Consider the following 12,939-nt stretch of genomic DNA (forward strand, 5'->3'; position numbering starts at 1 on the left):
ACACGCTGTTCGCAAGACCAGGAACGTCTAGTCAGTCGAACAGCAGAACCGGCTTGATCGTCGTGCCGGCTTTCGCGTCCTCTGCGGCTTTGTTGATCTCGCTGAACGGGTAGGTGGTCACCAGCTTCTCGAGCGGCAACCGGCCCTGGCGGTACAGGTCGGCGAGGGCGGGGATGAAGGTCAGCGGCTCCGAATCGCCCTCGGTGACGCCGACGATCTTGCGGCCGACCAGGAATGCACTGATGTCGATGGCCAGCTCGGTGCCGGGTGCCGGTGCACCCACGACCGCGCAGGTGCCGAACGTCGCGAGGTTGTCGGTGATGGCACGGGTAACCCCGACGTTCGCGGTGGTGTCCACGGCATGGTCGAGGCCGGCGCCGCCGGTAATCGCTGCGATCTCACCGGCAAGATCGGCGGTGGTGGTGTTGATGGCGTGGGTTGCACCCAGCTCGAGGGCCAAGTCCAGTCGAGACTGGACCCGGTCCACCGCGATGATCGCCCCGGCGGCGGTGACAGCGGCCCCCATGATCGCGGCCAATCCCACCGCTCCGGTTCCGAACACGGCGACGGACTGACCAGCGTCGGGCTTGAGAATGTTCAGCACTGTGCCGGCACCGGTCTGAATGGCGCATCCGAGCGGGGCCATCAGATGCAGCGGCAGGTCGTCGTCGAGAGGGACCACGCATCGTTCGTCGACCACCGCGTGAGCGCTGAAGGACGACTGCCCGAAGAACCGGGCAGTCACCGCTGCACTGTCACGCCGCACCGTCGACGATCCGTCGGCCCGCAGACCGTTGTTGAACAGATTCGCTGGCACCCACGTCGCGCAGTAGGCGGGATGCCCGCCTCGGCAATGCGCACAGCTGCCGCAGGAAGTGAAGGTCAGGGCGACGTGGTCGCCCGGCCGTACCCTCGTGACCTCCGAGCCGACTGCCTCGACGACGCCGGCGCCTTCGTGGCCGAGAATGCCGGGGAAGGCGTACCCGGTGTGACCGGCCTGTACGGAGAGGTCGGTGTGGCACAGCCCCGCGGCGACCATCTTCACCAGCACCTCGTCCGGCCGGAGGTCATCGAGTTCGATCTCTCCGAGGACGAAGTCGGCACCGGCTTCTTCGACCAGGGCCGCGGTCGTTGTAACTGTCATCTGTCTCTCCCTGTAAACACGGATGTGCGGTGAGTCACATGGTGCTCGAGGAGGGAGTGCGGCAACCGGGTAGTACTACCCGGTTTGGCTACCCGTTCTCTGCGGCGGCCCGCGTGCGGGTCACCCAGGCGGCGACCTGGGCACGGGAATTGACGTGCAGCTTGCTGAAGATGTTCTCGACGTGTCCATCGACTGTGCGAGTCGACAGGACCAACTCCTCGGCGATTTCCCGGTTGCTCAAGCCGTCCGCCACCATGTCCGCGACCTGACGCTCCCGCCGCGTCAATGCCACGGGCAATGTGGTCGTGGAGGTATCGAGTGTGCGCTCACGCCCGCCGAGAGCGTAGGTGACGGCGCGCGGAGCGCTCCAGTACGCGCCCTCGGCCGCCAGTGCATCGAACTTGTCGGTCGCGAGGGCGGCGCGAAGCCGTTTCTCGCAGAGCGCGGAATGCTCGGCGAAGTGCAAGCCGAACGCTCCGATGGTGGTGCCGAGGTCGGTCCACATCGATCGTGCGGCTCCGAGAAGGCGCACCGCCCGCTCTTTGTCGCCCTGCGATGCCGCCACCCAGGCCAGCAGGTCGATGTCGAGTGCGGTACCTACCCTGTTGAACTCCGGCTTCATCGCGAGCGCCTGTCGTACGAGGCGTGTCGCGCGGTCGTGGTCGGCGCTGAGCCAGCTGTCGAAGCCCAGTGCCCACATCGCCTGGCATCGTCCCCAATGCTCCCCGCAGTCCTCGCTCAGCTGCAGTGCACTCGCCGCGACGTGCTGCGCACGCGAGCTCTCGCCGGCTTGTGCGAGCGCCACCACGAGCTGCATCGACCCGAGCAAAATGCCGGCATGGTCGCCGATCGCCTCGAGGCCGGTGATGGCACGATCGAGAGCGGCAATCGCTTCGGACAGGTCGGAGCGGAACAGCGCGGCTGTGCCGATCATCAACTCGACATAGGTCTGGAGGTCGCCGCCGCCCAGGGCGTCGGCAGTGTGCTGTGCCTCGACAAGATATGTTGCTGCCCCGTCACGGTCGCCTTGCACCAGAGCGACCCACGCTGCGACCCACAATGCGGTACCCCGCGCCGGGGTGGGCTCGGGTTGAAGGGTGATTGCCTGATCGAGCCACCGCCGGCCTTCCCGGAGGAAGCCGCCGATCGCCCAGTGGAAGCGCAATGTGATCACCATTTCCAGGCCGGCCTGCTGCTCGCCAGGAGTGGAGAAACTCCATTCGAGAGCTCGACTGATGTTGAATCGCTCGTCCCGCAGCTGCGAGATGCCCTCGATCTGCCGGGCTGTTGCCCAATTGTCGAACACCGTCCGAGCGAGGGTGAGGTAGTAATCGCGGTGCGCCCGGCTCACGCTCTCGGCCTGTCCAGACTCCCTAAGACGCTCGTACCCGTACTGACGGATGGTCTCGAGGAAACGGAACCGAGCGGTCGATGCATCGGTGTCGGCCATGAGGATCGACTTCGAGACGAGTTGGTCGATGAGCTGCAGTACCTCTCGCGCCGTGACGTTCTCGTCCGCACAGACACCCTCGGCGGCCTCGAGGTCGAATCCGCCGGCGAACACCGAGGCCCGCTGCCACAACGATCGTTCCTCGACGCTGCACAGGTCGTAGCTCCAGTCCACCAGCGCCCGCAGTGAGCGTTGCCGAGGAGGCGCGGATCGCTCGCCGCTTCCCAGGACGTGGAACTGATCGTCCAGGCGCTGGACCACCTGGGCGACGGACAGCGACCGCAACCGTGTGGCCGCCAACTCAATGGCTAGCGGGCTACCTTCCAGCCGTGCACACAGCTGCGCGACTGCCCGGAAGTTGGCGTCCGTGATAGCGAAACCCGGATGCGCCGCGGTCGCCCGGTCCAGTAACAGGGCCGCTGAATCATATTGCGCGATTTGGGCGGAGTCGGATACCGACGAGGGATCGGGCGCCGACAGTGGTGGAACAGGGATGACCTGCTCGCCGGCTGCGCGCAGCGACTCCCGACTGGTGGCCAGAATGTGTACGTCCAAGTCGGTTGCCAACAGTTCTGCTGCCAGGGCCGCGGTCTGATCAATGACATGTTCGCAGTTGTCGAGAAGAAGGAGGATCTGTCGATCCTCGAGGTACGACAGTAGTTGATCGTGTGCGGAGCCAGTCGAATGGTCCTGACCGCCGAGCGCGGCAAGGATGGCCTCCTCGATGGCCGAACTTTGTTTCACCGGTGTGAGATCGACGAACCAGACGCCGTCGGCGAAGGTGTCGCGAACCTCTTCGGCCACAGTGAGAGCGAGACGAGACTTGCCCATGCCGCCGAATCCGGTCAGGGTGACCAACCTCGAGCGGGTCAGTGCTTCGCGAACCGATTCCCGCACGTCGTCACGTCCGACGAAACTTGTCACCTGAACTGGAAGATTTCCGGGCATACGGACACCGGTCACCGACACGCCTCCTCGTCGAGAACGAAGTGCATGACCGGCCGGCAGGCGAGCAACGATATCGGACCAACACTCCACATGATCTAGATCACAATACAGTGCAGGTCTCGCGAGGTTGAGGGGAAGATCAGCGCGCGTCATTTCTTCCATGTTGCGCCAGTGAGCGAGCCTCTGATCTAAACGTCTGTGGCGCCAGATAATTCAACGAGTTGTGCGTGAGTGACGTGACGGTCACGGTTGCGGGCGATTCCATCGAGGTGGTCAGGGCAGACCGGGTTGGGCGTTGACCACGGCGTGGAGGCGGACGAGTTCACCCGGGGCGAACTTGTTCGTCACGGGGAATCGGGAGTCGAGGATCCGCCGGAGATGGGTATAGAAGTGCGCAGGTGACATCCCGAACTCGACAAGGATGTCACCACGCCGGGGGCCACCGTACGGCGCCCACATTCGGGCATAGTCAAGGAGAGCCTGATCGTCGGGGCTCATGCGAAGTCCTTTCCGGTCTTGTTGAAATGCGCAGTGGCGGCACCGCCCGGGGCTACCCGCGCAGTGCCGCCACTGAAGGAATGCGATCAGTCGAGGTGAACGGCGCTGACCGGGCAGGCACGCAGTGCAAGGTCCACCGCCGGAGGTACCTCTGCCGGCACCTCGTCCTGAATCACGACGGGTTCCCCGTCGTCGTCGAGTCGGACGTAGTCTGGGGCGGACTGGGCGCACATGCCGTGCCCGTCGCATACGTTGCGATCGATGTCGAGTTTCATAGTGCTTGCTCCTCTCGTGGTCGGTCGCTCAGCTGATTCGTACCGGCAGTGTCGACAGACCACGGGTGATGTTGTTCGGCACCCGCGTCGGCTCACCGACGAGCTCGATGGTCGTGACCCTCTCCGCGAGCGCGGTGAACAATGCCTGCGCTTCCATCGTCGCCAGGGTGCGACCAGGGCAGGCATGGGTACCGAAGTCGAACGCGAGATTGTCGGTCGGATTGCGCCGGACGTCGAACCTGTCCGGATCCGGGTAGTGCCGCTCGTCGCGATTCGCTGCCGCGTAGGAGTGGATGACCTTCGAGTCGGCCGCGATGATGACGCCCTCTCCGAGGTCGACCTCCCGTGTGGTGGCCCGGGAGAAGAACTGCGCCGGCGACTCCATGCGCACGCCCTCGAGGAACGCACTCGGGACCAGTGAAGGATCCTCGTGGACGAGCTTCCACTGGTCGGGGTTCTGCGCGAACAGCATCAGCAAGCTTCCGACCGCGTTGATGGTGGTGTCCAGCGCTGCATTGAGGTACCCGGCCAGCATGATCGGGACGTTCTCCTTCGGCAGCTCGCCACGGTTGGCGGCATCGAGGATGATGCTGCCGAAGCTACCGGGGATCAGGTTCTCCTCGTTGGCGATCTCCTGGAGGTACTGGAAGGCCTGGGCCACCTTCGGCAGCGAATCGAGCATTCGCTGGTTCTCCGGGCCCGCCGAATTGAAGCTGCCCTCAGCCCATTCGAGGATCTTGTCGCGACCATCCTCCGGCCAGCCAACGAGATCCATCACGATGTGCATGGGCAAGTCCCGGGCGAAGTCGATGACACCGTCGAAGGTCTTGCGCTCGAGCAGCTGGTCGACGACCACCCGGGCGCGGGACTCGATGTCGCCGAGGGCCTTACGGACGAATCGGGGGCGCAGTGCGTCGTCGAACACCTTGCGCGGCGCGGCATGGGCCGGCGGATCGGTCACCAGCGTTGACCCCGTCCAGGCTTCGTTGCAGGCCTGGTTGAAGGCGATCCCTCCGAGGTGGGCGGAACTAAAGGTTTCCCAGTCGGCGAGTGCATTCTTGACCTGGTCGTAGCGGGTGAGGATCCACATGTCGTACTTGGTCAGGTATGCGGCTGGCCCCTTGTCTCGCAGCATCTTGTAGTGCGGGAATGGGTTGAGCAAGACCTCGTCGTCCCACAGGTCGAGGTCGGTCTCGAAGCGGGCGCGATCGCTGAGTGTCATGGTCATGAGAGGTTTCCTTCGGGCTGGATCAGGCCGACGGGCCTGGAAGGGGGTCAAACAAGTGGGAGTGGCGAGCGAACGGCTTAGGTCGCGACGATCACCGACTTGGTCTGCAGATATTCGTCGAGCCCTTCGGGGCCGTTTTCCCGGCCATAGCCGGACTGCTTATAGCCGCCGATCGGCATCTGGACGTCGAGGACGCCCCAGTTGTTGACCCACACCAAGCCCGCCTTGAGGCGAGCGGCGACACGGTGGGCTCGGCCGATGTCGGAGGTCTGAAGGCCGGCGGCCAGACCATAGCGGGTGGAGTTGGCCAGGGCGACGGCCTCGTCCTCGCTGTCGAACGGCTGCACGGTCAGAACCGGACCGAAGATTTCTTCCTGTACGAACTCCGAGTCCTGCGCGACGTCGGCGAGCACGGTGGGGGCCTGATACCAGCCCGCACCGTCGACACCGTTGACCGCGCCGCCGCCGAGCACCCGCACGCCGGCGGCGGCCGCCTTGTCCAAGAATCCGGTGACCTTCGCCAGGTGCTTGGGCCCGGTCATCGGCCCGATCACGGTGGAGTCCGCGAAGGGGTCGCCGACCGGAACGTATCCGGCTCCGGCGCCGACGGCCGTCACCACATCCTCGTAGATGGGGCGCTCGACCAGCAGACGGGTACCGGCCATGCAGAACTGCCCAGTGTTGTAGACAAAGCCGGAAATCGCCGCCTGCACAGCCGATTCGATGTCAGCATCGGCGAATATCAGGTTGGCTGACTTGCCGCCGAGTTCGACGGTGACATGTTTGAGTGTGGCCGCCGCACGGGTGGCGATCGTTGTGCCGACCGCGGTCGACCCGGTGAAGGCGATCTTCTCCACGCGGGGATCCTCGACGAGGACGCTGCCGGCCTCGGCCCCACCGGTGACCACATTGAAAACACCGTCGGGCAGGCCCGCCGCACTGAGAAGCTCACCGATCGCCAGCGCCGTCAGTGGGGTGTCCTCGGCGGGCTTGTGGACGACAGTGTTGCCCGCAGCCAGTGCCGGAGCAATCTTCGACAGCGACAGGATCAACGGGAAATTGAACGGAGTGATCGCAGCGACAACTCCGATCGGCTCGCGGAGCGTGTACGCGAATGTCGGAACACCGGTTGTGCGGGTGGCCCCTTCGATTCCCAGCGCCAAGCTGCCGTAGTACTCGAACATGTCGGCTGCGGTGGCCACATCGATCATCCGGCTGAACGTGATGGGCTTTCCGGTGTCGATCGACTCGAGCCGAGCAAACTGCTCGGCCTGCTCCCGCAGCAGAACCGCGGCGCGCAGCAAGATGCGGCCACGGTCACGGCAGGTCAGCCTCGTCCACGCACCCTCGTCGAAGGCCGCTCGGGCGGCGGCGATCGCTGCCCGCACATCGTCAGCGGTGGCCTCGGGCACCTCGGTCACGACTGTGCCGGTGGACGGGTCGAACACCTCGCGGGTACCGCCATCGGCCGCGTCCGTGTGCCGGCCCGCAATCAGCAGCTGGGTGAGCGGAAGCGTGATATCAGGCCGGGGTGCCGCCGAATTGGTCTCGGCTGCTTGAGTAACTGTCATTCTCAGAATCCTTCGCGCCTCGTGTGTTTCGCGTCGCATCAAGCGTTGCGTGCGACGGTCCCCGGGAACCGGGTAGAACTACCCAACTCACCTACCCGGGTTGTGTCCTGCACCACGTTCACTCGGCGGGTATGGATTGGATCTCACCGATGTGGTCGGGGGATCGCCGTCGGGTCATCCGCCGGCGAACAGTGGCGATCAGCAGGGCGATCAGCACGCAGCAGGCCATGATCCCGCTCCTTCGATCGCATCAGGGCGAGTGCCTGCCAGGCCTACAGTGCCGCGGTGAGCGCGCAGCCACAGCACGGTCAACCCCGCCACGGACAGCGCACCGCCGCCCAGCGCCAGAACGGTGCCCGCAGCGGCAGCTCCCGGAAGGGCGGACACCGTGGGAAGGAGGGCGACCGCGGTACCGAGCGCAATGTAGAACGGCACCCCCATCGTCAGCATGACCCGTTGTGTGGGCCAGGGGGTACGTCGACCAATCGGGTCCTCGCCGATCAAGGGGATCCAGAACAACAGGCCGCAGAGGAGAAAATACATGTGGGCGGAGATGTGCAACCACTGATGCTCGGTGCTCCACCGGTATATCGGCGTCAGGAGATAGACCGCCATCGCGCCGTAGTAGTCGGCGCACAACCAGAACACCGCACGGCGTCCGGCCGTGAAGCGGCGGACCAACGGATCCGCGAGGACGGCCGTGACCTCACTGCGCGTGCGCTGGGGGAGCGCCCGGGTGAGCAGACGGAGCGGGCCGCCGTATACCAGCAGAATCGGTGCGACCATCATGAGCACGAGATGCTGGCCGACATGGACGGCAAAGAGGTCGTCGTAGTGCGCTATCCCCGAGAACAAGGTGACCGCGACTACCCCGCATCCCCCGACATACGACCAGGTCCGACACCGCGGCCAGGTGCGGCCACTGCGTGATCTGCGGCGTGCTGCAATGACGAATGCCGACGCCAGAGCGATGAGAATCACCGTTCCGGCGACGGACGAGGTGTCGGTCGACCACCAGTTGACCGCATCGGTCGTCGGGGGCGCTCCGTGGGCGCTATTCATGACCATGCTCTCGGGCAGGGGGAATCACTGAGAGGTCGCGGCGCCCCCGGACAGCGGAGACCCGCCGGAACCATTTTGCCCACGCAGGTATCCCCATCCAGGAGGCGGGTGCCTCTGCGATCCAGCGGATGGTGTCGGCGTAATGGGCACGAACCTGCCGCCATGCGGTGGTATGCAGCCGCCGAATCCCGGGCGGGGCGGTGGTCTCGTCCTTCATCGGTTCTCGTCTCCGTTCTGGAAGGCCAGCGCCAGGGCAGAGCGACCCGCGACCTCCACCTGGACTCGCGCCCGGCCTGCCTCATCGGCAACCACGGCTTCCTCGAGGGCACCCGTGAGCTTGTACCGACCGCCCGGGCGGAGGCGGGCAAACGTCACCGTTACCCGCTCCTGTCGACCGACCGTGCGCAATACCGCGTCGAGGTCGCGGCCGTTGGGGCTAACTGCGCGAGCGACCATCACCTGGGGGTACGGAACCGAATCGATGACCGGGCCCTCCTGCCATATCGCAGGCATCCCCTTCTCCACGATGTCGAGCCAGCCGCCGTGGCGCCCGAACAGGGCCCGCCCCAGACCCGCGTGAGCGAGAATCGATGCGCCTTCGGCGACGAGCCACCCTCGATTGTCGATCGAAATGTCCAGTCGTTCGCGCAGCTCACGGTAGACGCCGAGGCTGAGCTCTTCATCGCCGGCCTCGCGTGCTTCCTCCATCACCATCGCGTAGCCGGCGAGCGGATTGAACGTGTAGTTGCCCGGGTCGAGAAGCCTGTCATCGGTGCGGAACGGGGTAGCGATCTCGCCCTCCGGGGTCCTGCACGCCGCCTGCAGCAACAAAAATCCACGGTCGGCGACATTAGGAACGAGATTGCGCAGATCCGCTGACAGAGTCAGCCCGGCCGCGCCGATCCCGACCCGGCTTGATCGGTGCCCGTTGACCATGCCGTCCGGGCGGACCAGCTCCTGCTGGAACCCACGACGATATCGATCGCCGATCTGGTCCCAATACGTTGTGCCATGGAGGCGGTCATGGAGCCTAAGGCCGGTTCCTCCCCTCATGTTGCACAACGAGAAGATCCAATTCGGTTCGCACACCACCAAGCCCCACGGCGAGCGCACGTAATCGGCAGCCAGAGATGCACACAGTGCCCCATAGCTGAGCGGGTACCGCCGCTGGTCGTTCCAGGTGAACATCAGCGAACCCGGCTCACTGTGCTGCAGATCCCCACTCACGGTCTGGTACAGCCCGAGCGACTGCGCAAAATACCCGGTCATCATGATGTTCTGCCGCTTGGCCGGATCCGGATCCCACTCGAGATTTCCCCAGAGATTCTCGAGCGCCCAATACCCCCACACCTTCTTCTCAAGGTACCGGGTAATCAGCTGACGTTGAGCATCTTCCAGGTATCCCTTGAAGGCCGGCACGCGAGTGTACTGCTGCAATGCCAAGGCATCGATCACCGCATTGATCTGATAGCGCAAGGCCGCCGGCTGAAACTGGTCGATCACATTCCAGTTCGACCAGTCGTCGGGGGCCTGATTCGCCATATCGACGAACCGACGTGTCAAGGCAAGTTCCTCGTCGTCGAGCTCATCGGCGACGTGCACATCCGGGCGTTTCGCACCTTCGAGGGGACGCGAAGCCTGCCCCAGGAACGCGTTGGCGGCCTCGGCCTTCGCGACCTGGTGCGTAAAACTGCGGCGACGGTGCCGACCGACCTCCAACGCTGTCAACGCCGTCGCGCCCGCAACGGCGAGAGCCGCCCTTCTCCAGGTGCGCTTCGACCGTGATGCCCGTCGAGCGGCATAGGCCGCCGCCCCGATCCAGACCACCGGCGGCAGCACCATGTTGCCGGTGCCGAACCACAGCAGCAGACTGAACGCGAATGCGACAGCCGTCAACGTGAAACGGGCGGGGTCACGGGTGTAGAGAAAACCCGCACCGGGGAGCATCATCCCCGTCGCGAAACCCTGGTTGCGAGCCTTACCGCCGGAGAGCGAAGCCGCGACACCAACAGCCTGCGCGCTCCCGAGGATCGCGAGCATCCTGCGTTGGCGTGCCTGCGCCAATGGACCGTTCGCGCCCTTCGCGGGAGGTATCTCGATACCTTCGTATACCGGTCCCGCATCAGCGAAGGTCGTCTCGCGGGGTGGCGTGACCGTGGTGACCAAGCCTGCCACGAGCGGTGCGAGGAGCGGCGCCCAACCCGATGTGGCCAGGGCAGCGCCAGCGGCGACGGTTCCGGACAATATCGAGTCCGAGGCTTTCGAGCGCCCGGCTGCGGCCTCCTCGAGCGCAGTAATGACCGAATCCCACCCGTGATCGCGGACCGTGCTTCTACACGCGTCAAGTAACTCGCGCAGGGCGCCGGGAGGAAGCCCGGCATCGAGACTCAGGAGCTTCGCACGCCTACCAGCGACCATGTACCAGTTCCTCACATTCTGTCTTGGGCACCGATCGCATTCGTCAGATACGAGTCTCGATCGGAGATGCTGCCCGGTGGGCCCGAGCGCCCGATGACAACGTTCCTCCATGCTAGGAGTCTCGAGTGAGCTCGCACACAGACGAAAAGCCTCCGACCGCAGTCAGTTTCGGCAATCTGTTCTACGTCATATGACGTAGGCGCCCTGGCGGAGGACTGTGCGGTGGTGGGCACCCCGAGGCGCAAACGAAGGCGCCCGCCACGGCTCGCTGCGGGATTCGGTGGTCGGCGTAGGCCAATCCCAGCAGCTCTCGGGTGGTCGGCACCGCGGCACCGATCACGGTCCCTTCCCTCGCATCGGTTCCGCGCGATTGCGGCCACGTGCAACAACGTGTGCATCTGTTGAAAAGGTCGGCGGGGCCGTCGGATTCACGCGAGAAACCCACTTCAGTCGTGCATTCAAGAAACAATTTGGGATAACACCGAGGGAGCGGCGGATGCAGCACTGGACCGCATGAAAAGTTCGACACAATCGCAGGCGAGAAATGGCGGCGTCACCAGCCCCCAGTGCGCATTAATGCCGTGCGACGGACTTACCGATAATGTCCTTCATTATCTCGGTTGTGCCACCGTAGAGCGTGCTCGCTCGAGCGTCGACAAATTCTCTACCGATCCGGTACTCGGTCATGAACCCGCTGCCACCGTGAAGCTGAAGGCTTCGAGTAATCACCTTCTGCTGAAGCTCGGTAATCCACCACTTCGCCATGGCCGCCTCGGTCGCTGTAAGCCGCTCTTCAACATGTTCTACCAGACACCGATCCAGGAACACTCGCGCGATCTCGACTTCCGTTGCCAGTTCCGCCAACGTGAACCGGGTCGACTGGAAATCGGCCACTCGTCGCCCGAACGCGCTCCGCTCCTTGGTGAAGCGCACGGCTTCCTCGAGCGCGACTTCCATGCTGGTGGCGGACATGACTGCAATGCTCAAACGTTCCCGCACCAGGTTGTGCATTAGGTAGTCGAATCCGTGACCTTCCTCGCCCAGGAGGCAGTCCGCTGATACTCGCAGGTTGTCGAAGAACAGTTCCGCGGTGTCCTGTGCCGCCAGGCCGATCTTGTTGAGTTTGCGTCCGCGAACGAATCCGGGGAGGTCGGTCTCGACCAGGAAGAGGCTGATGCCCTTCCGTCCGGCATCGGGAGCCGTCTTGGCGACCACAATCACCACATCGGCGAGAATTCCGTTGCTGATGAACGTTTTGGCACCGTTGAGGATGTAGCTGTCACCATCCTTGATGGCAGTCGTGGTGATTCCGGCGAGATCACTTCCCGATCCTGGCTCGGTCATCGCAACAGCAGCGATGAGAGTTCCCGCGCACAACCCGGGCAGCCACCGCTGCTTCTGTTCGGGTGAGCAGAGCTGATTGAGGTAGGGCGCGATGAGATCATTGAATCCACAGAGATTCATCACCACAGATCCCGCGCCGATCCGGGACAATTCCTCGTTCAGCGCGACGTTGAATCGGAAGTCGTCGATTCCGCCACCGCCGTACTTCGCGTCGACGTCCATCCCGAGAAGTCCCAGGGAGCCCGCCTGGGTAAAGACTGTCCGATCCACCATCCCCGCCCTCGCCCAACGTTCGAGATGGGGCTCGACGTGACTACGGGCGAAATCGCGAGCGAGGCCGCGGACAGCGTGATGGTCATCGGAATAGAGCAAACGTTCCATGATCAATAGTGTCTTTCATCCACGGCGGCGAAACCCTCAGCAGTCAACTCTCGCCGCCAACATATGGTCCAGGGAAAACCCGGAAGGCGCATCTGGCGCGGGCTTGGACTGAGTGGCAGTCATTCCCACAGACGGAAGCCGCATCTTGCGAGATTCCGCCACCACCATATATGCCCACACCCGGTGCCGAACCTTCGGTGGATCCGCCGACCACTGCACCGCATGAGTGCACGGTGCCGCATTCGTCAGACCCGCTCAGCCGGTATTCACCGACGGCTCAGTGGTTCTGCCTCCGTGGACCACAAACAAAACACGGCGAGTACGTCATTCGACGCACCGGATGTACGCCATCCGTCCGCGCAGCTCACGTCAAGAGTCGGTTCTGAAAAGTGTTATCCGCCTTTACGGTGATGTGTGTCACGACCACGTGCACGACATCTGAGAGAGGTGACTCCGAGGGAGATATCGGGATCCACTGACTGCCCGATCGACACAGTCGCGGATGGCTTCGGCAACGCACAGCACGCACACGGCCTCCACCCTGGCACCCGGTAATCGCAAGGAAATCGCCGACGCGCGCCCCGCGGACGGAGTCCGCGGTCGCTGCGGGTGCGCTGTTA

The 12,939-nt window shown here is 64.2% G+C and carries 10 protein-coding genes; 1 reads left to right on the forward strand and 9 read right to left on the reverse strand.

All coding sequences use genetic code 11. From position 1 onward, the window contains the following. Positions 1-31: 31 nt before the first annotated feature. The 8 genes from H0B43_RS39920 to H0B43_RS39955 all read right to left on the reverse strand — a co-directional run bounded on the left by H0B43_RS39920 (position 32) and on the right by H0B43_RS39955 (position 10,594). Entirely contained in the window at positions 32-1,144 is a 1,113-nt protein-coding gene (locus H0B43_RS39920) for an NAD(P)-dependent alcohol dehydrogenase (RefSeq protein ID WP_185730531.1), read from the reverse strand. Positions 1,145-1,232: 88 nt separating this feature from the next. Next, positions 1,233-3,557 carry a LuxR C-terminal-related transcriptional regulator gene (locus H0B43_RS39925; protein WP_185730532.1) on the reverse strand — a complete coding sequence of 775 codons (2,325 nt, stop codon included), beginning with the start codon at positions 3,555-3,557 and terminating at the stop codon, positions 1,233-1,235. 258 nt (positions 3,558-3,815) lie between these two features. Continuing rightward, positions 3,816-4,040, reverse strand: coding sequence for a DUF3263 domain-containing protein (locus H0B43_RS39930; RefSeq protein WP_185730533.1), 225 nt, complete (start codon positions 4,038-4,040; stop codon positions 3,816-3,818). A gap of 86 nt (positions 4,041-4,126) precedes the next feature. Then, positions 4,127-4,315 (reverse strand): ferredoxin, encoded by a 189-nt coding sequence (locus H0B43_RS39935; RefSeq protein ID WP_061697970.1) that lies wholly within the window; start codon positions 4,313-4,315, stop codon positions 4,127-4,129. Between the two features lie 28 nt (positions 4,316-4,343). Beyond that, positions 4,344-5,543 (reverse strand): cytochrome P450, encoded by a 1,200-nt coding sequence (locus H0B43_RS39940; protein WP_252190387.1) that lies wholly within the window; start codon positions 5,541-5,543, stop codon positions 4,344-4,346. 77 nt (positions 5,544-5,620) lie between these two features. Next, on the reverse strand, positions 5,621-7,114 hold the full coding sequence (locus H0B43_RS39945; RefSeq protein WP_185730534.1) for an aldehyde dehydrogenase: 1,494 nt from the start codon (positions 7,112-7,114) through the stop codon (positions 5,621-5,623). A gap of 210 nt (positions 7,115-7,324) precedes the next feature. Further along, a complete protein-coding gene (locus H0B43_RS39950) occupies positions 7,325-8,176 on the reverse strand; it encodes a cytochrome c oxidase assembly protein (RefSeq protein WP_185730535.1) in 852 nt (283 codons plus the stop codon). A gap of 213 nt (positions 8,177-8,389) precedes the next feature. Further along, entirely contained in the window at positions 8,390-10,594 is a 2,205-nt protein-coding gene (locus tag H0B43_RS39955) for a hypothetical protein (RefSeq protein ID WP_185730536.1), read from the reverse strand. Between the two features lie 280 nt (positions 10,595-10,874). Between H0B43_RS39955 and H0B43_RS43415 the strand changes: the two genes are divergently transcribed. Continuing rightward, positions 10,875-11,111, forward strand: coding sequence for a helix-turn-helix domain-containing protein (locus H0B43_RS43415; protein ID WP_185730537.1), 237 nt, complete (start codon positions 10,875-10,877; stop codon positions 11,109-11,111). Between the two features lie 56 nt (positions 11,112-11,167). Here H0B43_RS43415 and H0B43_RS39965 read toward each other — a convergent pair whose 3' ends face one another. Further along, positions 11,168-12,319 (reverse strand): acyl-CoA dehydrogenase family protein, encoded by a 1,152-nt coding sequence (locus H0B43_RS39965; protein WP_185730538.1) that lies wholly within the window; start codon positions 12,317-12,319, stop codon positions 11,168-11,170. Positions 12,320-12,939 lie beyond the last annotated feature (620 nt).

The organism is Rhodococcus sp. 4CII, assembly GCF_014256275.1.
GTDB lineage: Bacteria > Actinomycetota > Actinomycetes > Mycobacteriales > Mycobacteriaceae > Rhodococcus_F > Rhodococcus_F wratislaviensis_A.

Excerpts from the sequence above, each read along its gene's own strand:
- H0B43_RS39920 (WP_185730531.1), bottom strand. The coding sequence starts at position 1,144 with ATGACAGTTACAACGACCGCGGCCCTGGTCGAAGAAGCCGGTGCCGAC.
- H0B43_RS39930 (WP_185730533.1), bottom strand. The coding sequence starts at position 4,040 with ATGAGCCCCGACGATCAGGCTCTCCTTGACTATGCCCGAATGTGGGCG.
- H0B43_RS39935 (WP_061697970.1), bottom strand. The coding sequence starts at position 4,315 with ATGAAACTCGACATCGATCGCAACGTATGCGACGGGCACGGCATGTGC.
- H0B43_RS39940 (WP_252190387.1), bottom strand. The coding sequence starts at position 5,543 with ATGACCATGACACTCAGCGATCGCGCCCGCTTCGAGACCGACCTCGAC.
- H0B43_RS39945 (WP_185730534.1), bottom strand. The coding sequence starts at position 7,114 with ATGACAGTTACTCAAGCAGCCGAGACCAATTCGGCGGCACCCCGGCCT.
- H0B43_RS39950 (WP_185730535.1), bottom strand. The coding sequence starts at position 8,176 with ATGAATAGCGCCCACGGAGCGCCCCCGACGACCGATGCGGTCAACTGG.
- H0B43_RS39955 (WP_185730536.1), bottom strand. The coding sequence starts at position 10,594 with ATGGTCGCTGGTAGGCGTGCGAAGCTCCTGAGTCTCGATGCCGGGCTT.
- H0B43_RS39965 (WP_185730538.1), bottom strand. The coding sequence starts at position 12,319 with ATGGAACGTTTGCTCTATTCCGATGACCATCACGCTGTCCGCGGCCTC.